Source organism: Glycomyces niveus, assembly GCF_017592475.1.
Taxonomy (GTDB): Bacteria; Actinomycetota; Actinomycetes; order Mycobacteriales; family Micromonosporaceae; genus Glycomyces; species Glycomyces niveus.
On record NZ_JAGFNP010000001.1, the window covers coordinates 201,040 to 222,064 of the forward strand.

Here is a 21,025-nt window from a genome sequence, read left to right on the forward strand (position 1 = left end):
GCGGGGCCGCGCCGTGCCCGGGGGCGTTTTGCGTGTTATGCGATACCGGCGGCGGCCGCCGGTGGGACCGGCTCGGGGCCGTGCCAGGGTCAGCACGCGCAACCGATAGGTTTACTCGTCGTGGACCTCGCATACATTCCGAGCCCGTCGGAGTCCGTCTGGCACCTCGGCCCCATCCCGATCCGCGCCTACGCGCTGTGTCTCATCGCCGGTATCGTCGCCGCCTGCTGGATCGCCGAGGCGCGGATGCGCTCGCGCGGCGCCCCCAAGTGGGCCGTGCTCGACATCGCCGTGTGGGCCGTGCCGTTCGGCATCGTCGGCGCCCGCCTCTACCACGTCTTCACCAGCCCTGACGCCTACTTCGGGCCCGACGGGGACCCGTGGAAGGCCCTCGCGGTGTGGGAGGGCGGCCTGGGCATCCCCGGCGCGGTCCTCCTCGGCGCCGTCGGCGTATGGCTCGGATGCCGCCAGCTGAAGCTCCCCTTCGCGATGGTCGCGGACGCGGTCGTGCCCGGCATCCCCGTCGGGCAGGCCATCGGCCGCCTCGGCAACTGGTTCAACCAGGAGCTGTACGGCAAGCCGCTCGACGCCTGGTGGGCCGTCGCCATCGACGAGGGCCACCGGGTCGCCGGATACTCCGAGTACGCGACGTTCCACCCGACGTTCCTGTACGAACTGCTGTGGAACCTCGGGGTCGCGGCCGTGCTGATCCTCGCCGACCGGAAGTGGAAGTTCGGGGCCGGGCGCGCCGTCGCCCTCTACGTCGTCCTGTACTGGACCGGCCGGTTCTGGATCGAGGGCCTGCGCATCGACCCCGCCGAGGGCGCGCTGGGGCTCCGCCTCAACCAGTGGGTGAGCATCGTCGTCGTGGCCGCCGCCATCGTCTACCTGCTGCTCGTGCGCGGGCGCCGGCAGGTGTTCGTCCTCGACGGCGGCGAACGCGTCACCGTCGACTGGGACGCTCCCGAAGCCGAGGCCGCGGGTTACGTGGACGGGGCCCTCCCCAAGGGCGCCGAGCCGGGCGAGATCGAAGACGCCGCATACGGAGCCGACGACGAAGACGACGACGCGGAGGCCGCGCCCGACCGGCCCGAGGACGATGTGATCGCCGACGAGCCGGCCGCCGAGGCGCCCCCGGCCGCGGGCAAGACCCGCGACGACAGCTGACCGCCGCCGATCCCCCGGGCAGGTGCAGATGCAGAACCGAAGAGCCGTAGTCGTCGGCGCCGGCGTCGCCGGGCTCGCCAGTGCGATCGTCCTGTCCCGCTTGGGGTGGAGGGTCGCGCTGCTCGAGCGGCGCGAGCGGCTGAAGGGCGAGAACCTGGGCATGGTCCTGTGGGCCTCGGGCGTGCGCGCGCTGCGCGCGCTCGGGGTCGACGCGCTGCTCGACGCCTCCGGGACCCCGGTGGACCGGTTCGAGATCCGCAGCGAGGAGCGGCTGTCGAGCTCGTTCGCGGCGGCGATGCTCGGGGCCGACGACGGGACGCCTTCGGTGATGGTGCACACCGCGATGCTGTACGAGGCGCTCGTGTCGCGGCTCGGCGACAGCGTCGAGGTGCATCCGGCGACGCAGGTCGACCGGATCGACCTGGTGGACCTCGCGGCGGGTGACGCGTCGCGCCGGTGGGACGCCGACCTCGTGGTCGCCGCCGACGGGATCGACTCGCCGACCCGGCAGCTCGTCGCCCCCGGTTCGCCCACAGTGGATGCTGGAGTGGTGAGCTTCCGCGGGCTCGTGCCCGCGCACCGCGCGCCCGAGCGCACCACGGACGCGGTCGAGATCTACGGGCCCGACCGCCGCCGGTTCGGCTACGGCGACCTCGGGCACGCCGGGGCGTGCTGGTGGGCGACGGTGCCGGGCGGGATGCGCCCGGAGTCGCCGCAGATCCAGTACGAGCTCATCAACCGGTGGTTCGCGGACTGGCCCGCGCCGGTGGGGAAGTTCATCGCCGCGACGCGCCCTTCGGAGCTGACGCAGCAGGCGGTGCGGTACGTGTGGCCGGTGCCGCCGGTCCTGCACCAGCGGGTGGGCAACGGCGGCCTGGTGCTCCTCGGCGACGCCGCGCACGGGGTGGCGCCGATCCTCGCGCAGGGCGGCAGCCTCGCCTTGGAGGACGCGGTGACGCTCGGGTGGGCGCTGCGGCGCAGCCCCGAGTCGGTGCCCGCGGCCCTCGGCTCCTACGACCGGGCGCGCATGGCGCGCATCAAGCGCGTCGCCCGGCTCTCGCGGCGCGTCCACACGATCGCCTCGGGCGGGCGCGGGATGACCAAGAGCCTGCTGCGGGCGGTCCCGGACTCCTGGGTGCAGAACCAGGCCGCATCGCTCTCGGACTGGCAACCCCCGCGCTGAGCGCGACCGGCGGGCGCTTCGCGAAACGTGAGCGGCGGGTCTTCGCGAATCGGACACCTCTGCGAATTGACGGCTCGCGAGCTTCGCCGAGACCGGACCCCCGGTCTCAACCCTGCACCATCGGTCCGACATCGTTGGCCGCCACGGAAACGTGAGCGGAGGGTCCCGGAAAATCGGATATCGATGGGCCCCAGGCCCGGCGAAGCTTGCGAGCCGGCAATGTGCGCAGTAACCCTGACACCGGGGTGCGACAGCGGTCGGCGGCTCGCGCGGGCTGGCGCTGTTCGAAGGGGCGGATTACGCTTTCGAGCCATGGAGATCCGTGACGCTCGTCCTGAGGACTGGCCCGCTGTGTGGGCGTTCGCCGCCCCGATCGTCGCGTCGGGGGAGCACTTCGTGTGGGAGGCCGACACTCCCGAGGATCGGTTGCGGGCGTACTGGATCGAGAAGGAGGCGCCCGCGAGCGCGCTCGTCGCGGTCGTCGACGACGGTACGGCCGAAGGCCGGGTCGCCGGGATCGCCGAGATCCACCCGAACCAGCCCGGGCGGGGCTCGCACATCGCCAACGCCGGGTTCATGGTCGACCCGACCGTGCGCGGCCAGGGCCTCGGGCGCGCCCTCGGCGAAGCCGCGCTCGCCCGCGCCAAAGCCGACGGGTTCACCGCCATGCAGTTCAACGCCGTCGTCGCCACCAACACCCGCGCCGTCGACCTCTGGCACTCACTCGGCTTCCGCACCCTCGCGGTCCTGCCCGAGACCTTCCGCCACCCCGCCCGCGGCATGGTCGGCATGCACCTCATGTTCCGCGAACTGTGACCCGCGCAGCACTTGTGTAGCATCGCAATCGCTATGAACGAACTGCGCGAGTCCATCCTCTCCGTAGGCGTCGCCGACCCCGAGACGGCCGTCAGCGTCCACGCCCTCCTCGGCTCCGACCCCGCCCTCCTGGCGCAGGCCGGCGACCTCCCCACGACCCGCCAAGAAGCCGACACCTGGGTCAAGACCGCGTTCCTGCGGCCCGGCAGCCCCTTCCTCGAGACCGCCGCCGGCGCCGTCCGGGCCGTCCTCGGCGAAGCCCCCGACAAGCCGACCGACGCCGTCCTCGCCGCCGTCACCGTCCGCCCCCGCACCCCCTACGACCTGCGCGCCACCACCGGCCTCAGCGAAGCCGACCTCGACGTCCTCCTCCCGCACCTCGAAGCCGCCGGGCTCATCCGCGCCGACGCGAACCCGCTCGAACCCGACGCGCCGTTCTGGACCATGGAGCACCGCCTCGCCCGCTTCCACTACGCGATGCTCGCCGAGCACCTGCCGCGCTGGCGGCGCGGGTACATCACCGACAAACTGTGGCGGATGACCCACGCCCGCTTCGACCGGTACGTGTGCCGCCCCGAATTCCACCGGCTCGCCCGCGAATGGGCGCTCAACGACCCCGCCGCCGCGCAGACCACCCGCCTCACCGTCCCCGACCCGCGCTTCCGGCAGCTGCGCTCCATCGAACTCGCCGCCTGGACCGCGACTGGCGAACCGATCGCGCTCGGCACCATCCGCTGGAAGTTCCAGATGGTCGAACGCCAGCTCAAACGCCTCAGGTACGTGCGGAAGCTCCTCGGCGACCCCCCGACCCGCCTCTACTGCATCGCCCCCCGCGTCGAGGCCGCGATCGCCGCCGACCCCGACCCGGACCTGTTCGTCATCGGCCCCGCGCAGCTGCTGCGCCGCGGCGCGGACGAGGCGCCCGCAGCCGGCCCCGAAACAGCCCCCAAAGGTGACTTACACCCCATTTCCCGGCTGGTAGGTGCGGAAACGCGACGGGTAGGCTGAGGCTTCTTTCCCCGTATCCGAAACCTTGAGGAGTGACGATGGCGGCAAGCGTGGACGCGGTAGTGGCGGGAGCCGGTGGGTTCATCGGCGGGCACCTGGTGGCGAGCCTCCTCGCCGAAGGCAAGACCGTTCGCGCCGTCGACGTCAAGCCCCTCGACGAGTGGTACCAGGTCCACGGCGACACCGAGAACCTGCAGCGCGACCTCGCCGACCTCGACGCCTGCCGCGAAGCCGTCGGCGACGGCGCCGCCGAGGTCTACAACCTCGCCTGCAACATGGGCGGCATGGGCTTCATCGAGAACAACAAAGCCCTCTGCATGCTCTCGGTCCTCCCCTCCACCCACATGCTCATGGCCGCCAAGGACGCCGAGGTCGGCCGCTTCTTCTACTCCTCCTCCGCCTGCGTCTACGCCGGCTACAAGCAGACCGAGGCGAACATCGCGCCCTTGAAGGAAGAAGACGCCTACCCCGCCGACGCCGAAGACGGCTACGGCTGGGAGAAGCTGTTCTCCGAGCGCATGTGCCGCCACTTCCGCGAGGACTTCGGGCTCGAGACGCGCATCGCCCGCTACCACAACATCTACGGCCCCGAAGGCACCTGGGACGGCGGCCGCGAGAAGGCCCCCGCCGCCACCTGCCGCAAGATCGCCCTCGCCGCCCTCAAGGGCGAGAAGACCGTCGAGATCTGGGGCGACGGCGAGCAGACCCGCTCCTTCACCTACATCGACGACTGCGTCCACGGCACCAAGATGTTCACCCGCGGCGACGTCACCGAGCCCCTCAACCTCGGCTCCTCCGAGCTGACCACCATCAACAACCTGTACTACCTGGTCGCCGACATCGCCGGCATCGAGATCGAGCTCAAGCACATCGACGGCCCCCTGGGCGTGCGCGGCCGCAACTCGGACAACACGCTCATCCAGAAGTACTACGGCTGGGAGCCCTCGATCAGCCTCCGCGAAGGCATGACGAAGACCTACGAGTGGGTCTACGACCAGGTCAAGGCTAAGTACAGCTTCTAATGTCCGACCCGCAGCTGCGCCGCGTCGACGTCCTCGGCGTCGGCGTCTCCACCGTCAACCAGGACATGGCGCTGGCCGAGGTGACCCGCTGGGTCGAGACCGGCGAACGCCACTACGTGTGCGTCACCGGCGTGCACGGGGTCATGGAGTCCCAGCGGGACCCCGAGCTCCTGGCCATCCACAACGCCTCTGGGCTCACCACGCCTGACGGCATGCCGATGGTGTGGGCCGGGCACAAGGCCGGCGCCGACTGGATGGACCGGGTCTACGGGCCCGACCTGATGCTCAACGTGCTCGCCCGCGCCGCCGAACGCGGCTGGACCTCGTTCCTCTACGGCGGTAAGGACGGCGTGCCCGAACTCCTCGCCGAGAAGCTCGCCGAGCGCATCCCGGGCGTCAAGTTCGCCGGCATGTACTCGCCGCCGTTCCGTCCCCTCACGGAGGAGGAGGACGCTGGCGTAGTCAAGCGCATCAACGACTCCGGCGCCCAACTGGTGTGGGTGGGGCTCTCGACGCCCAAGCAGGAGCGGTGGATGGCCGCACACCGCGACCGCCTCAACGCCCCCGCCATGTTCGGCGTCGGCGCCGCATTCGACTTCCACGCCGGACTCGTCCCGCAGGCCCCGCCGTGGATGCAGCGCAACGGCCTCGAATGGTTCTACCGGCTCACCAAAGAGCCCAAGCGCCTCTGGCGCCGGTACTTCAAGAACAACCCGGCGTACCTGCGGGAGATCCGCAAACGCCCGCCCTTCCTGCGCGACTGACACTCGCATCCGCCGCCCGGTCCCGTCCTCGGGACCGGGCGGCTTTTCGGTGTCGCACCCCCGTGTCAGGGTTGAGACCGGGGGGCCGGCCCATCAAAGTCCGGTTTATGCAGACCCTCCGTTCACGTTTCCGCACTCCGCCGCCCTCCTCACCCGCAGGGGTGAACGGCGCTAGGCTGTGGCCCATGGTCGACATTCCCAAAGAGATCACGCACACCGGGCACCACCCCCGCATGGCCGTCGTGTGGTCGGTCCTGTCGGCCGAGATCGAGCGATTCGCCGCCGGGACCGGAGCGACCCTCCGGATCCTCGACGTCGGCGGCGGCTCCGGCGGATTCGCCGTCCCCCTCGCCGAACTCGGCCACGACGTCACCGTCGTCGAACCGAGCGCCAACGCGCTCGCCTCCCTGCGCCAGCGCGCCACCGACGCGGGCGTCACCGACCGCGTCCGCGCCGTCCAGGCCGACGCCGACGAACTACCCGACGTGGCCGAGCCCGGCTCCGCCGACCTCGTGCTCTGCCACTCGGTCCTGGAGATGGTCGACTACCCCGACTCCGCCCTCGACGCCCTCGGCCGCGTCTGCGCGCCCGGCGGCGCCGTCAGCATCCTCGTCGCCAACCGCATCGCCGCCGTCCTCAGCAAAGCCCTCTCCGGGCACTTCGACACCGCGCTCGACCTCCTCACCCACGTCGACGGCGTCACCGCGGGCCGCGACACCATCAAGCGCCGCTTCGAGACCGCGACGCTCACCGCGCTCGTCGGCGGCTCCGGCCTCGTCACCGAGCAGGTCCACGGCGTCGGCGTCGTCGGCGACCTCGTCCCGGCCCCGCTCGCGAGGGTCGAGACCGGCCCCGGCGAGGGCCTGCGCGAGTTCGAACTCGCCACCGCCTCGCGAGTCCCCTTCCGGGACATGGCCACCCACATCCACCTGCTCGCCCGCAAACCCATGCGCTGACCGGGGAACGGCCGCGTCTACGCCGAGGCGCGTAGACGCGGTTACGTCCTCGCACCGAAGGCGCACGCGCCTACCGGCCGTAGCCTGGAGCCGTGACCACGCCATCCGCCGCCCGGCGCCGACTCCCGGCCCTGGCCTTCGACATCGGCCTCGCCGCCCTGCTCGGCGTCCTCGCGAGCGGCACGACGGTCGGCGCGGCCGTCGACCACGACCCCGGGCCGCTCGCGTTCACCCTCATCGCGGTCACCGCCGCGTTCCTGGCGGTCCGCCGCCACTGGCCCGAGGTCGCCCTCGCCGGGTCGATCACGAGCCTGTACGTGTACCTGTACCTCGGCCTGCCGGAAGGCCCGATCTACATGCTGCCGGCGGTCGCGGTGTTCTTCTACGCGTTCGCGAGGCCGCTCAAGACCGTTTTGACCGTCATCGGCGCGCTCTTCGCGGTCAACACCGCGTTCCAGACGTTCGTCCTCGGCGACATCCCCGACCTGTGGGTCAACGCGAGCATCACCTCCGTGTGGCTCGGCATCGCCGCCGCGGGCGGCCGCATCGTCCGCGAGGCCCGGCACGCCCGGGCGCGCGAGCGCGAGGCCGAGCGCGAGCGGTACCGGGCCGACGAGCGCGTCGAGATGGCCCGCGAGATCCACGACGTGGTCGGCCACAGCCTTGCGGTCGTCAGCATGAACGCCGGCGTCGCCCTGCACATGCTGGAGAAACGCGGCCAAAGCGCCCCGCCCGAGGTGCTCGAGAACCTCCAGGCGATCCGGGACGCCTCCACCCGCGCGCTCCAGGACCTCCGCGCCACCCTCGCGCCGCTGCGCCAGGGCCGCCACCCCGACCTGCGCCCGACCGGCGCCATCGCCGACATACCGTCCCTGGTCGAGTCGGTGCGGACCGGCGGGCTCGACGTCGCGTACGAGGTCGGCGGGGACCCCGCGCTCGTGCCCGCGAACCTCGCCGCCACCGCCTACCGGGTGGTCCAGGAATCGCTGACGAACGTCATCCGCCACGCCGAAGCGAGCCGGGCGGCGGTCCGGATCGACTGCGGAGCAACGGAGATCCGCATCCTCGTCGAGGACGACGGGCGCGGCGGGCCGATCGACCTCGACCGGGTCGGCCAGGGCCTCACCGGCATGATGGAACGGGTCCTCACCAGCGGCGGCCACTTCAGCGCCGCGCCCGGGCGCGGCGGCGGCTTCGCCGTCAAAGCCGATATGCCTTACACGACAGCATGAACCAGAATGCCCATAAATGACAACGCATGAAGGACCGCGCGTGATCGAACTCGTGATCGCCGACGACCAGAGCCTCATCCGCATGGCCCTGCGCAACCTCTTCAACGGCGAGGACGACATCCACGTCGCCGCCGAAGCCGAGAACGGCCAAGAAGCCTGGGAGCTCGTCTCGCGCCTCCGGCCCGACGTGGCCCTCCTCGACGTGCGCATGCCCGGCCTCGACGGCCTCGAAGTGCTCCGGCGCGTCAGCCGCGACGCCCACCTCGCCGCCACCCGCGTCGTCATGATCACGACCTTCGAAGTCGACGACTACATCTTCGACGCCCTCTCCAGCGGCGCCGCCGGCTTCATCATGAAGGACGCGCCCCCGGACGACCTGCTGCGGGCCGTGCGCCTCGCCGCCGCCGGCGACTCCCTGCTCAGCCCCGACGTCACCCGCAAGGTCATCAACGCCTACGCCGAGCGCGGCACCGGCGCCACCCGGCCCCACCCCGGCCTCGCCGCCCTCACCGAACGCGAACTCGAGATCCTGCGCTGGGTCGCCACCGGCCTCCCCAACGACGAGATCGGCGCCCGCCTGTTCATCAGCCCCGCCACCGTCCGCACCCACGTCGGCAAGCTCCTGGCGAAACTCGCCGCCCGCGACCGCGCCGGACTCGTCGCCCTCGCCTACCGGTCCGGCCTCGACATCCCCGACGCCTGAACGACCCCAGCCGCGACCCGGAAACCACGCTCCTTTCGCACATGGTGTGGCCGAACCGACACGAAACCGGCTAGCCTCGGGCCATGCCTTCGAGCCCGCACCTCACGGCGATGCGACCCGCCTACGGCACCGGCACACTCGCCGACGTCATGCCCACCGCGCTTGCGGCCCTTGGCATCCCCACCCGCGGCCTCAACCTCCGCGGGGCCGAGCTCGACGGCGTCCGCCGCATCGCCGTCCTCCTCCTGGACGGCTTCGGCTACCACCTGCTCGGCCAGGCCGCCCAGGCCAGCGCCACCATCGGCGCCATGCACCACGGCGAACTCGGCACCCTCACCCCGATCACCGCCACGGTGCCGTCCTCCACCCCGATCAGCCTCGCGTCCCTCGCCTGCGGGCTCCCGCCCGGCGAGCACGGCATCATCGGGTTCACCGTGCGCGTGCCCGACACCGGCGACCTCGTCACCCACATCCGGTGGGACGGCGCGCCCGACCCCGAGACGTGGCAGCCCGAGCCGACCTGCTTCGAGCAGGCCGACGCGGACGGCGTGGCGTGCACGGTCGTCTCGAACGGGACGTTCCGCGACACGGGCCTGACCCGAGCGATCTACCGCGGGGCCGACTGGCTGCCCGCGATCGCCCCGCACGAGGTCGCCGAGGGGACCTTGGCGGCGCTGGCGCGGGGGGACCGGAGCCTCGTGTACGCGTACCTGCCCGACGTCGACACGGCCGGCCACTTTCACGGGATCGGGTCGCCGCAGTGGCTCGAGGCGGTCGCGAAGGTCGCGGAGGCGATCGACGGGATGCTCACCGGGCTGCCGCGGGACGCGGCGCTGATGGTGACCGCCGACCACGGGATGGTCAACATCACCGACCGGCTGCACCTCGACCGGCGGCCCGACCTCCGGTACGGGGTCGAGGCGGTCGCGGGCGACGGGCGGATGCGGTACCTGTACACGGCGCCGGGCGCGGTCGAGGACGTGCGGCAGGCGTGGACCGACGCGGTCGCGGGCCGGGCCGAGGTGATCGGGCGCGACGAGGCGGTCGACCGCGGCTGGTTCGGGCCGAAGGTCACCGAGAGGAGCCGCGAGCGCATCGGTGACCTGGTGGTGGCGTGCCGGGACACGTTCGCGATCGTGGGCGTCGAGGGCGAGCCGCCGCACGTCGCACGGCTCATCGGCCACCACGGCGGCCTGACGGCCGCGGAGATGGCGGTCCCGCTGTGGAGCTACCGCACCGGCTGAGCCGAGGGCCGGGGCGCGGATGCCGCTCGGGCGGCGGGGGTGGGCCGTGCGCCGCGGGGCGCTTCACGAGGGCGGCTGGACGCGACGCGTGTGCTGCGCGGCGCGGGGGCTGAGGCGGCGTGTGATGGCCACGGGTGCGCGGCGGCGCGCGCGGTTCGGGCCGCGGCGCGGGGGCGCTTCGGGCCGCGGCGCGGCGCGCTTCGCGCGGGCGCGTAGGGCGTGCCCCTTCCCACCCGCATCCGCCTGCCGACCAACCGAAAAGGACCACACTCCCATATGGGTCTGGCATTCATGTGTCTGTGCAGGTCATGGGTGGTGGTGTCGGGGTTGTCGGACCTGGTGGTTAGGCTTCGGGGGTGGCCAGCGATCTTCATCGGTTCATCGGTCCCGGGCTGTCCGATGACGGTCTCGGGATCATGCACGTCGACATGGACGCGTTCTTCGCGTCCGTGGAGATCGCGCGCGACCCTTCGCTGCGCGGGAAGCCCGTGATCGTCGCCGGGCTCGGGCCGCGCGGGGTCGTCTCCGCCGCCTCGTACGAGGCCCGCGAGTACGGCGTGCATTCGGCCCTGCCGACCGCGATCGCCCGGCGCCGCTGCCCGCACGGCGTGTTCATCACCCCGACCACCTCGTACGGGGAGGTCTCGCGCGCGGTCATGGCGATCTTCCGGGAGTTCACGCCGCACGTCCAGCCGATCTCTGTCGACGAGGCGTTCCTGGACGTGTCCGGGGCGAGGCGGCTCATCGGCTCGCCCGTCCAGATCGCGCGGGCGATCCGCGAGCGGGTGCGGGCCGAGCACGGCATCACCTGCACCGTCGGGATCGCCTCGACGAAGTTCCTGTCGAAGCTCGCGTCGGAGGCGTCGAAGCCCGACGGACTCGGCGTCGTCCCCGCGGCCACGGAACTCGAGTTCCTGCACCGCCTGCCGATCCGGTCGGTATGGGGGATCGGGGAGAAGACCGCCGAGAAGCTCACGCGCCTGGGGATGCGCACGGTCGGCGACCTGGCCCGGCTCGACGTCGACAGCCTCGCCGCGTCCGTCGGCACCGCGAGCGCCGAGCACCTGTACGCGCTGTCGCGGAACATCGACCCGCGGCCGGTGCGGCCCGACCGGGTCGAGAAGTCGATCAGCAACGAGACGACGTTCGACCGCGACGCCCCGGACGGCGCGGTGTGGGGGCCGGTCCTGCTGGAGCTGTCGCGGAAGGTCGCGTCGCGGGCGCGCGCGGCGGGCTGGGCGGGCCGCGGGGTGACGGTGAAGATCCGCTTCGGGGACTTCAAGACGATCACGCGTTCGAGGATGCTGCCCGCGCCGACCGATGTGGGCCGTGAGATCTACGCCGCCGCAAGGGAACTGGCGGACGCGGCCGCGACGGCGCCGGTGCGGCTCATCGGCGTGAAGCTCGATCACCTGGTCGAGGCGGCCGCGGTGGGGCGGCAGGTGGCGCTCGGCGAGCCCGAGCACGGGTGGCGCGACATCGAGACGGTGATCGATCAGGCGAGCGCGAAGTTCGGGAAGGGCGCGGTGCGTTCGGCGGGCCGTCTGGCGCGCCGGGACTCGCGTGTAGACACCCCGGATTCGGGGAACCCGAGGCGGTGAGGGCCTCGGCCGCGGGCCGGCTCCGTCAGCGCGCGCATGGGGGCCAGAACGCACTGATTCAAGCACGAACTGCCTTCCGCCTCGGGCGAAAGCCTCGTAGACTTGGACGCAAGCAGTGGAGTCGCCGCGGCGGCTCCGTCGAGCACTAGCGCAGGAGGAGTGTCGTGCCGCTCTCCGACCACGAACAACGTCTGTTCGAGCAAATCGAGCAGTCCTTGTCCGAAGACCCGCAGTTCGCCTCTGCTGTGCGCGCCCACGATCCGGCGCACGTGACCCGGCGCAGGCTGATCCTGGCCGGCATCGTCACGGTCATCGGGATCGGCGTCGTCATCGGCTCTGTGATCGCCGGGGGCGATGTCGCCATGTTCGGCGCCCCGATCGGCGCGGTGCTCATGTTCGGCGGTCTGATCCTCGGCCTGTGGGCCCAGCGCCGCGGCACCAATGTGAAGCTGAAGGCGGTCGACGGCAAGGCCAGTCGGCCCGTCGGCGGCTCGAAGCCCCCCAAACCCGGCGGTTTCACCTCCCGCATGGAAGAGCGCTGGCGGCGCCGCCGCGACAACGGCGACATCTTCTAGGCATTGGTCATCTGAGACATCGCTTCGCCGCGGCACGACCGGCGGCGGGGCAGGGACAGCGAAAGGCCCGGCGGGGATTCCCCCGCCGGGCCTTTTCGTGCGCAGGTGTGTTGCGGCGCTTACGTTCTAGCGGCCGCGCAGGGCGGCGCGGCGGGCGCCCTTGCCGGCGTTGGCGCTGGTCGGGATCGGGCCCTTCGGAATGGCCATGCCGATGCCGAGCGCGTCGAGGCGCTTGGCGATGTGGTTGGCGTCCTTGGAGTCGATGTTCTTGGGCAGCTTCATGAGCCGCTTGCGGACCTCGGTCACGGAGAAGTCGTCGCTCGCGGTCTCGCCGACGAGGAACGTGTAGACCGGGGTCGAGCCGACCACGCGGGAGATGCGCTTCTTCTCCTGGCCGAGGAGCTTGCGGACCTTGCCGCCGCCCTCGCCGAGGAGGACCACGCCGGCCTTGCCGACCGCGCGGTGCACCATCTGGGTCTCGGACAGGGCCGCGACGCCGGGGGTGACCTGCCAGCCGCGGATGCCGTCGATGAGCGCGTACGCCGCGCCCGGCTTGCCCACGGCCTCCTTGTTCACGACCTTGCTCGTGCGCATGTTGAGCACGATCAGGCCGGCGAGAAGCGCGACGAACAGGGCGCTCACGAACCAGATGAGCGAGAACTTCGCGAACACGACCAAAGCGGTGATGATCGCGAACGGCAGCAGGATCGCGGCGGCCTCCAGCGGCAGGAACAGCTTGTCCCGCTGGTGGGTGAACTTGATCGCCATCCCGATGGTCTTCAGGCGCGACCCGAACGTCTCTTTTTCCTGCTGCTTTGCCATGACGTCAATTCTAGTTGGCGGTTCGGGACTCTATGCGGGGGCTGCGGCGCGTGCTTCGATCGCCTGTCGGTACAGGCGGCCGGCGCGGTACGAGGAGCGCACGAGCGGGCCGCTCATGACGCCCGCGAAGCCGATCTCCTCGGCCTCGGCGGTGAGCTCGACGAACTCCTCGGGCTTGACCCAGCGGTCCACCGGGTGGTGGCGCTTGGTCGGGCGCAGGTACTGGGTGATGGTGATGAGCTCGCACCCGGCGGCGTGCAGGTCCCGGAGGGCCTGGGAGACCTCCTCGCGGGTCTCGCCCATGCCGAGGATGAGGTTCGACTTGGTGACCAGGCCGGCCTCGCGGGCCTTGGTGATGACCTCGAGGGACCGCTCGTAGCGGAACGCGGGCCGGATGCGCTTGAAGATGCGCGGCACGGTCTCGACGTTGTGCGCGAGCACCTCGGGGCGGGAGGCGAAGACCTCGGCGAGCTGCTCGGGGACCGCGTTGAAGTCGGGGATGAGCAGTTCGACGCCGCAGCCGGGGACGGCCGCGTGGATCTGGCGGACGGTCTCGGCGTAGAGCCAGGCGCCGCCGTCGTCGAGGTCGTCGCGGGCGACGCCGGTGATCGTGGCGTACTTCAGACCCATGGTCTGCACGGACTCGGCGACGCGGCGGGGCTCGTCGCGGTCGAGCGCGTCGGGCTTGCCGGTGTCGATCTGGCAGAAGTCGCAGCGGCGCGTGCACTGGGAGCCGCCGATGAGGAACGTCGCCTCCCGGTCCTCCCAGCACTCGTAGATGTTGGGACAACCGGCTTCTTGGCAGACCGTGTGCAGCCCCTCGCTCTTGACGAGGCCCCGCAGTTCGGTGTATTCCGGGCCGGTCTTGGCCTTGACCTTGATCCAGGAGGGTTTCTTCTCGATCGGGGTCTGGGCGTTGCGCACTTCGAGGCGCAGCATCCGGCGTCCTTCAGGCTGTACGGAAGTCACCGGCCCAGCCTACGCCGCGCAGACGCCGGACGGCAGGTGTCGCTCCGCACAGCGGCCGCGTCGATGAAACGTAGGATGACGTTCCCGCTGGTCTAATGGGACCAGTCGAACAGGGGAGCAGCAGTGGAACTCATTCACCAGGGCAAGGTCCGCGACGTCTACGCCGACCGCGGCGACCTGATCCTCGTCGCCTCCGACCGCGTCAGCGTCTACGACGTGGTCCTGCCGACCCCGATCCCCGGCAAGGGCGCGCTCCTGACCGCGTTGAGCCTGTGGTGGTTCGAGCAGCTCGCCGACATCGTGCCCAACCACGTGATCTCCGCCGAGGACGTGCCCGCCGAGTTCGCCGGTCGCGCCGTGCGCGTCAAGCGCCTCGAGATCGTCAAGGTCGAAGCGGTCGTGCGCGGCTACCTCACCGGCTCCGGCCTCGCCGAGTACGAGAAGAGCGGCACCGTGTGCGGGCTCGAGCTGCCCGAGGGCCTCGTCGACGGCTCGCGCCTGCCCGAGCCGATCTACACCCCGACGACCAAGGCCGACGTCGGGGACCACGACCTCCCCATGACGTACGAGGACACCGAGGCGAAGCTCGGCCCCGACCTCGCCGCCCGCATCCGCGAACTGACGTTCGCGCTCTACCGCCGCGGCGCCGAGATCGCCCTCGACAAGGGCATCATCATCGCCGACACCAAGTTCGAGTTCGGGATCGACGCCGAGGGCACCCTCCGCCTCGCCGACGAGGCCCTCACCTCCGACTCCTCCCGCTTCTGGGACGCCGCCGCGTGGAAGCCCGGCCAGACCCAGCCCTCGTTCGACAAGCAGTTCGTGCGCGACTGGGCCAGGTCCACCGGCTGGCGGCCCGACGACGCCGAAGCCCCCGAGATCCCGCAGGACGTCGCCGAGGCCACCCTCGCCCGATACATCGAGGCCTACGAGCTCCTCACCGGCCGCACCTGGTCCTGAACGGCATCGTGCGGGCCGCCCTCGCGGACGGCCCGCACCGCCACCATCTTCCTCAGGACTCGAACAGCCCCTGGCCGACGTAACCGCCCTCGGGCGCGCCCGGAGGGAGCACGAACACCCCGCTGCCCTCGGCGGTGATGAACTCGCTCAACCGGTCCGAGGCCGCCATCTTCTCCTGCGCGTCGATGAACGCCTGCGGATCGGCCTGGAACGACACGAACAGCAGCCCCGCGTCGTACGGGTGCTCGGCGTGCATGTGCCCGTCGAGGTGGCCGTCCGCGGCCGCGTCGGAGCTCACGTCGCCCTGGGTGAGGAACCCGTAGTCGTAGTTGTAGCCGCGCCGCACCATCGGCGCGTCGTGCACGACCGCGATGTGCGAGTCCGCCGGGACCGCGGGCAGCCCCGACGCGTCGAGCGCCGTGAAGTCCGGGTGGTCGAACTCGCCGCCGCCGCTCAGCGGCACCCCCGAGTCGCGCTCGCGCCCGAACGTCAGGTTCTGGTCCTCCCGCGAGAGCATCGACCAGTCGGGCAGGCGCATCCGGATCTTGCGGAACACCAGGTACGTGCCGCCCTCGAACCACGCCGGCTCCGCGTCGACCGCCCACACCCGCGAGTCGAACGCCTCCGACCCGGCCGCGGGGTTCGCGCTGCCGTCCTTGAACCCCATGAGGTTCCGCGGCGTCCCGCCCCCCGCCGGACGCGATGAGAACCCCTGCTGCACCCAGCCGAGCGTCGCGAAGCCGACCGCGCGCTTCCGCAGCTCCAGGAACGCGCCGCTCACCACCTGCTGATCGTCACCGCAGACCTGCACGAGCAGGTCGCCGCCCGACCAGGCCGGGTTGAGCCTGTCGCCGTCGAACTCGGGCAGCTCCACCAGCTTCGACGGCTGCACCCGCCCCAGCCCGGTCTTCGCGAACGCGCCCGGGCCGAGCCCGAACGTCACCGTCAGGCGCGCCGGGTCCAGGCCCGCCGCCACCGCCTCCGCGTCGAACTGGTCGTCGCCGTCGATCCTCGCCTTCGGCGGCGCCTCGCCCGCGGCCAGCGCCGCGGCCACCGCCGACCAGTCCTGCAGCAGCGCTTGCAGATTCGCGGCCACCGCGGACGCGTCGAGCGCCGCGCCGGACGCCAGATCGGTGTCGGACAGGGTGAACGACGCGAACAGCGCGTGCGCCTGCGCGGGCGTCTCGATCCCGGCCTGCCGCTCCCCGAAGAACGGCTCCACGCTCGTGGCGTCCGCGGCGGCCTCGCCGTCGTCGGGCCGCGACGACGCGATCGCCATGCCCACGCCCGCGCCGACGGCCGCGGAGATCGTGGCGCCGGCGAGCGCCGCGCGACGGGAGAGCATGGCCTCGCCCTCGCCGTTTTCCTTGGGCGGCTTCCTGAACCGCTGCCACAGGCCGATCGCGATGTCGATCGCGACGAACGCCGCCAGGGAGACGCCGAAGAGCGGGAACAGCCAGCCCGCGCCCGCGGCGACGGCGACGATCCCCGCGACGAGCGGCCACGGCAGGCGCCGCAGCGACCCGCGCGGATACGGCCGGCCCACGAGCCCGTCCTTGGGGCGGCGCTGCCACCACATCCGGTAGCCCCACACGATCATGCACGCGAGCGCGACCATCACCGCCGCCAGCAGCAGCTGGTTCGCCAGACCGAACAGCAGGCCCATGTGCGCGGCGATGAGCACGTTCGTCACCTGCGCCATGAACGGCCAGTCCGCGAACCGCAGCTCCTCGGCCACCTCCGGAGCGCCCGACGCGGTGTCGACGACCATCTGGTCCTGCTCGAGCGGCAGCGCCCGGTGCGTCTCGGCCACCAGGTACTGGGTGCCGGCCCCGGTGGGCAGTGTGATCTGCAAGGGACCGTTCATGTCCGCGTCGCGCGCGGTCGCGTAGACGCTGTCGAGGAGCGCCACCGCGAACGGCGACGCGCCCGTCGCACCCGAGTGGTCGTGCTCGCCGTGGCCGCCGTGGTCGCCCGCGGCCTCGACGGAGACGGACGGCGTCGTCCAATTCAGGGTCTCGCGCAGGTCCGCGATGCGCTCGCCCGCGTACCGCGACCAGGTCAGGCCGGTGACCGACAGGAACAGCAGGGCCGCGACCAGCCACAGGCCCACAGGGCCGTGCCACGCGAGCGTCCGCGACCGGCCCGCGCCGGCCGGCTTCGGGAAGAGGAGGCCTCCGTGGCGGCGCTGGCGGGCCAGCCACAGCACGAGCCCGCCCAGGGCCACCACCCACAGCCAGCTCGCCACGAGCTCGCTGTAGAGGCGGCCCGGCTCGCCCAGGTGCAGGTTGCGGTGCAGGGTCGAGATCCACTCGCGCACCGGCCCGGCCTGCGAGGACCCGTACGAGGTCGACTCGCCGAGCACGTCGCCGGTGTACGGGTCGACGTAGACGACCGCGACCGCGCCCGACTCGCGGGTCACGCCGTCGTCGACGAGCACCGCGGTCGAGGCGTCGTCCTCGGCCGCGGGCCGCACCGCCGTCACGGTCCAGTCCGGGTGTGCGGCGGTGACGGCCTCGACCTGGGCGGCGAGGCCCAACCGCCCGCTGCCGGGGTCGACGGTCCGCAGGTCGGCGTAGAGCGCGTCCTCAAGCGGGTAGGAGAGCGCGTAGGCCAGCCCGGTCAAAGCCGAGACCAGCAGGAACGGGGCGATGAGTATCCCGGCGTGGAAGTGCAGCCGGAGCAGCGGCCGCCTGAGGGCAGCCGGAATCCTTGCAGTATTCGACATGGTTCGCTTTCTGAGCAGCCCTGGGAGCAGGCGGCCGCACACGGGGGCACGCCTGATCGAGGGCAGGAGTCAGCGCCTCAAGCGCTGGGGGACAAAAGGACTCAGGAGAAAGCGAACGGCGGTGGACCGCGATGCGATATGGCGGTGCGCACCGCCGGGACCGGACGGGGCGTCTGCGTCCGCAGCGCGAACCGGCGCGGCCGGATCGCCACGAGGAGCCCGGCGCCGAGCACCCGGACCGCCCGCGCGAAGAACAGCGTGAGCGCGTCCAGCAGCTTCGCGAACGCGGCGTCGCCGCGCGCCAGCCACGACGCCTGCGCGAGTGCGGCCGCGAGGTGCACCAGCCACATGCTCAGGCCCGCGCCGTGCGCGTGGCCCGCCGTGGCGGTGGCACCGAGCTCGAAGCACTCGTGCAGCCCCAACTGCGCGGCGAGGCACAGCGGCGTGAGGACGAGGAACCCGCGCTGGCGGCCGCCGATCGCGTACGCGGCCGCGAAGAGCAGCGCGAGGGCGGCGGCGAACTGGAGCGGGCCGGGCGCGAGGCCGCCGCTCCACAGGTGCAGCAGGAGCGAAGCGGACGCCGAGACCGCTGCGAACACGGCGGCCCGCAGCAGTCGGAACGGCGTCTGCCTCACTAGCACTCGCGTATTGTGGCACGCCGCCCGAAACGCGCGGAACCCCCGCGTCGGCAATGCGACGCGGGGGTGTCGGGAATCGCGGTCCTCAGGCCCGCTTGGGGCCGTAGGTGAGGCGGCGCAGCAGCACCTCGAAGGGGCCGCGCTTGCCGGCCTTGTCGAGCGCGACCGCGACGAACACCGTGATCAGCCAGGTCCCGAACGCGACGCCGAACGCGCCCAGGTAGCCGAGGTCCTCGCCGAGGCCGAAGCCCCAGGCGGTGAGCAGCGGCGCCATGATGAACGACTGCAGCAGGTAGCAGGTGAGCGACCGCTCGCCGACCGCCGCCAGCGCCCCCGGGACGCCCCGGCGGCCGAAGCCGCGCAGCTTGTGGGCGAGGAGCGCGAAGCCGCAGATGTAGCCGATCCCGGCGTAGAGGCCGCCCAGGAGGGTCAGGTAGACCGAGCCGATCCACACGCCGGTCGAGGGCTCCCAGGCGCCGAGTCCGATGAGCGCCACGGGAAGCGAGCTGGCCACGTTCACGACCATGCCGGTGATGAAGACCTGCTTCAGCTGCGGCAGGTGGTCTCCCGGGTGCTCGATCCAGCCCGCGCGGTGGAGCATCATGCCTGCGATGATCAGCGGGAAGAACGAACCGGTGAGCACGATGCCGAGGACGCCCGCGGGCGAGGCGAACGCGCCGGTCACCATCTGGCTGAGGTACGGCGGGAGGTCCATCCCGGGCGGCGTGGTCGAGGTGAAGAAGTACGCCATGATCGCGTTGCCGATGAGGACGACGTACGCGATCGAGCCCCACAGCCACCGCTTGAGCGACTTGTCGGAGAGGCTGACGAAGAACAGGGCGATGAGGCCCATCGCGCCGTACGGGGCGAGGATGTCGCCGTAGAAGAGGAACACCGAGTGGAGGAAGCCGAACGCGAGGAGCCACCACGAGCGGCGGCGCAGGATCTTGCGGGCGCCCTTGGCCTCGATGCCCCGGGCGAACATGCGCGAGGCCATGATGGCGATGCCGAAGCCGTACAGGACGGCGAACATCGGGCGGGAGCGTTCGGCGATGAGCAGCTGCTCGATGAAGTAGGCGATGTGGTCGGCCGCGGACTGGCCGGTGTTGTGGTTGTACCGGTCGTGCTCCATGCCCCACAAGTGGACGGGGACGTTCGCGAGCGCGATGAACAGGAGCATGAAGCCGCGCGCGATGTCGGGTGCGAGTGAGCGCTCGGCTTTGGTGATGGAAGCGGGCGGGCCGGGCGGGCTGGTGGCCGCGACAGGGGTCGTTGTGGACACGACGGGCTCCTTCGGGGTCGTGCGGGTGCGGGTTTCCGTTTACAGCGTAAGGGAAAAGGCGTGATTTCACGGTAGTGCCAACCCCCGTCGAACACTGCAGCCTGCGGTACCGAACCGCCTCATGCCCCGGAAGGACCCCCGTCGTACCCAGGGTGGATCAGGACCGTCGGCGGCCGTAGGTGAGGCGGCGCAGCAGCACCTCGAACGGGCCGCGTTTCCCGGCTTTGTCGAGCGCGACCGCGACGAGCACCGTGATCAGCCAGGTCCCGAACGCCACGCTGAACGCGGCGAGGTAGCCCATGTCCTCGCCCAGGCCGAGGCCCCACGCGGTGAGGAGCGGGGCCATGATGATCGACTGCAGGAGATAGCTGGTGAGCGACCGTTCGCCGACCGCCGCGAGCGCGCCGGGGATGCCGCGGCGGCCGAAGCCGCGCAGCTTGTGGGCGAGGAGCGCGAAGCCGCAGATGTAGCCGAGTCCGGCGTACATGCCGCCCGCGATCGTCAGGTACATGGCCGCGATGAAGAGCAGCGTCGGCGGCTCCCAGGCGCCGAGTGCGGTGAGCGCCAAGGGAAGCGAGCTGAGGACGTTCACGGCCATGCCGGTGATGAAGACCTTCTTGAGTGCCGGGAGGTGCGCTTCGGGGCGGTCGATCCAGCCCGCCCGGTGGAGCATGAGCCCTGCGATGATGAGCGGGATGAAGAGGGCGACCAGGACGCTCACGAAGCTGAGGAGGGCGGAAGTGGACGCGCCTCCGATCATCTGCTCCACATAGGGCGGCCGGGTGGACTCGGCCGGCGGGCCGCTCTCGCTGAAGAGCACGGCCAGGAGCGGGAGGCCGACGAGCACCAGGTAGATCGAGCTGCCCCACAGCCAGCGCCTGAGCGACTTGTCCGAGAGGTTGACGAAGAACAGGGCGACCAGCCCCGCGGCTCCGTACGGGGCGAGGATGTCGCCCGCGAACAGGAACGTGGCGTGCAGGAAGCCGAACGCGAGGAGCCACCACGAGCGGCGGCGCAGGACCTTGCGGACCTCCTTGGGCTCCATGCCGCGCGCGAACATGCGCGAGGCCATGACCGCGATCCCGAAGCCGTACAGGATCGCGAACATCGGCCGGGACCGCTCGGCGACGACCAGCTGCTCCATGAACAGCGCGACATGGTCGGCCGCGGACTGGCCGGTGTTGCGCCCGTACTCGTCGACGCCCATGCCCCACAGGTGGTTCGGGACGTTCGCGAGCGCGATGAACAGCAGCATCCCGCCCCGCGCGATGTCGGGCGCGAGCGACCGCTCGGCCTTGGCGATCGGCGCCGGCGGGCCGGCGCTCACGACGGGGGCTGCGGTCATGGCAAGGGGC

At 71.6% G+C, this 21,025-nt stretch carries 19 protein-coding genes; 13 read left to right on the plus strand and 6 right to left on the minus strand.

Going from position 1 to position 21,025, the window contains the following annotated elements:
- Positions 1 to 120: 120 nt before the first annotated feature.
- The 12 genes from lgt (at position 121) to J5V16_RS01015 (ending at position 12,271) form a co-directional block, all read left to right on the plus strand.
- Positions 121 to 1,167 carry a prolipoprotein diacylglyceryl transferase gene (gene lgt / locus J5V16_RS00960; protein WP_208494086.1) on the plus strand — a complete coding sequence of 349 codons (1,047 nt, stop codon included), beginning with the start codon at positions 121 to 123 and terminating at the stop codon, positions 1,165 to 1,167.
- Positions 1,168 to 1,195: 28 nt separating this feature from the next.
- Complete coding sequence (locus J5V16_RS00965; protein ID WP_208494087.1) at positions 1,196 to 2,350, plus strand: FAD-dependent oxidoreductase; 1,155 nt, start codon at positions 1,196 to 1,198, stop codon at positions 2,348 to 2,350.
- 312 nt (positions 2,351 to 2,662) lie between these two features.
- Positions 2,663 to 3,166: a GNAT family N-acetyltransferase gene (locus J5V16_RS00970; protein WP_208494088.1), complete on the plus strand. Its 504-nt coding sequence runs from the start codon at positions 2,663 to 2,665 to the stop codon at positions 3,164 to 3,166.
- A 33-nt stretch (positions 3,167 to 3,199) separates the two neighbouring features.
- The gene (locus tag J5V16_RS00975; RefSeq protein WP_208494089.1) at positions 3,200 to 4,174 is read left to right on the plus strand and encodes a hypothetical protein; all 975 of its coding nucleotides are present in this window, start codon (positions 3,200 to 3,202) and stop codon (positions 4,172 to 4,174) included.
- A 38-nt stretch (positions 4,175 to 4,212) separates the two neighbouring features.
- A complete protein-coding gene (locus J5V16_RS00980; protein WP_208494090.1) occupies positions 4,213 to 5,196 on the plus strand; it encodes an NAD-dependent epimerase/dehydratase family protein in 984 nt (327 codons plus the stop codon).
- Positions 5,196 to 5,960 carry a WecB/TagA/CpsF family glycosyltransferase gene (locus J5V16_RS00985; RefSeq protein ID WP_208494091.1) on the plus strand — a complete coding sequence of 255 codons (765 nt, stop codon included), beginning with the start codon at positions 5,196 to 5,198 and terminating at the stop codon, positions 5,958 to 5,960. The genes J5V16_RS00980 and J5V16_RS00985 overlap by 1 nt, the downstream gene beginning before the upstream one ends.
- A gap of 185 nt (positions 5,961 to 6,145) precedes the next feature.
- A complete protein-coding gene (locus J5V16_RS00990) occupies positions 6,146 to 6,916 on the plus strand; it encodes a methyltransferase domain-containing protein (RefSeq protein WP_208494092.1) in 771 nt (256 codons plus the stop codon).
- Positions 6,917 to 7,008: 92 nt separating this feature from the next.
- A complete protein-coding gene (locus J5V16_RS25280; RefSeq protein ID WP_208494093.1) occupies positions 7,009 to 8,148 on the plus strand; it encodes a sensor histidine kinase in 1,140 nt (379 codons plus the stop codon).
- A 40-nt stretch (positions 8,149 to 8,188) separates the two neighbouring features.
- Positions 8,189 to 8,851, plus strand: coding sequence for a response regulator transcription factor (locus tag J5V16_RS01000; RefSeq protein ID WP_307792827.1), 663 nt, complete (start codon positions 8,189 to 8,191; stop codon positions 8,849 to 8,851).
- Between the two features lie 83 nt (positions 8,852 to 8,934).
- A complete protein-coding gene (locus tag J5V16_RS01005; protein ID WP_208494095.1) occupies positions 8,935 to 10,095 on the plus strand; it encodes an alkaline phosphatase family protein in 1,161 nt (386 codons plus the stop codon).
- A gap of 416 nt (positions 10,096 to 10,511) precedes the next feature.
- Positions 10,512 to 11,696 (plus strand): DNA polymerase IV, encoded by a 1,185-nt coding sequence (gene dinB, locus J5V16_RS01010; RefSeq protein ID WP_255537178.1) that lies wholly within the window; start codon positions 10,512 to 10,514, stop codon positions 11,694 to 11,696.
- 164 nt (positions 11,697 to 11,860) lie between these two features.
- Positions 11,861 to 12,271, plus strand: coding sequence for a DUF3040 domain-containing protein (locus J5V16_RS01015; protein WP_205323886.1), 411 nt, complete (start codon positions 11,861 to 11,863; stop codon positions 12,269 to 12,271).
- A 126-nt stretch (positions 12,272 to 12,397) separates the two neighbouring features.
- On the opposite strand, the gene J5V16_RS01020 is transcribed toward J5V16_RS01015, so the two are convergent.
- On the minus strand, positions 12,398 to 13,093 hold the full coding sequence (locus tag J5V16_RS01020; protein WP_208494097.1) for a DUF4191 family protein: 696 nt from the start codon (positions 13,091 to 13,093) through the stop codon (positions 12,398 to 12,400).
- 30 nt (positions 13,094 to 13,123) lie between these two features.
- Positions 13,124 to 14,032: a lipoyl synthase gene (lipA, locus tag J5V16_RS01025; RefSeq protein WP_243900637.1), complete on the minus strand. Its 909-nt coding sequence runs from the start codon at positions 14,030 to 14,032 to the stop codon at positions 13,124 to 13,126.
- A 153-nt stretch (positions 14,033 to 14,185) separates the two neighbouring features.
- Here lipA and J5V16_RS01030 point away from each other — a divergent pair, with 153 nt between their 5' ends.
- Positions 14,186 to 15,022, plus strand: coding sequence for a phosphoribosylaminoimidazolesuccinocarboxamide synthase (locus tag J5V16_RS01030; RefSeq protein ID WP_208494099.1), 837 nt, complete (start codon positions 14,186 to 14,188; stop codon positions 15,020 to 15,022).
- A 52-nt stretch (positions 15,023 to 15,074) separates the two neighbouring features.
- Here the strand turns inward: J5V16_RS01030 and J5V16_RS01035 are convergent, their stop codons facing one another.
- From J5V16_RS01035 to J5V16_RS01050, 4 genes are all read right to left on the minus strand, one after another.
- Positions 15,075 to 17,750, minus strand: coding sequence for a Dyp-type peroxidase (locus J5V16_RS01035; RefSeq protein ID WP_208494100.1), 2,676 nt, complete (start codon positions 17,748 to 17,750; stop codon positions 15,075 to 15,077).
- Between the two features lie 101 nt (positions 17,751 to 17,851).
- Entirely contained in the window at positions 17,852 to 18,391 is a 540-nt protein-coding gene (locus tag J5V16_RS01040; protein WP_208494101.1) for a hypothetical protein, read from the minus strand.
- 82 nt (positions 18,392 to 18,473) lie between these two features.
- On the minus strand, positions 18,474 to 19,670 hold the full coding sequence (locus J5V16_RS25285; protein WP_208494102.1) for a DUF418 domain-containing protein: 1,197 nt from the start codon (positions 19,668 to 19,670) through the stop codon (positions 18,474 to 18,476).
- Between the two features lie 157 nt (positions 19,671 to 19,827).
- Positions 19,828 to 21,015 (minus strand): DUF418 domain-containing protein, encoded by a 1,188-nt coding sequence (locus tag J5V16_RS01050; protein WP_208494103.1) that lies wholly within the window; start codon positions 21,013 to 21,015, stop codon positions 19,828 to 19,830.
- Between the last annotated feature and the right edge of the window lie 10 nt (positions 21,016 to 21,025).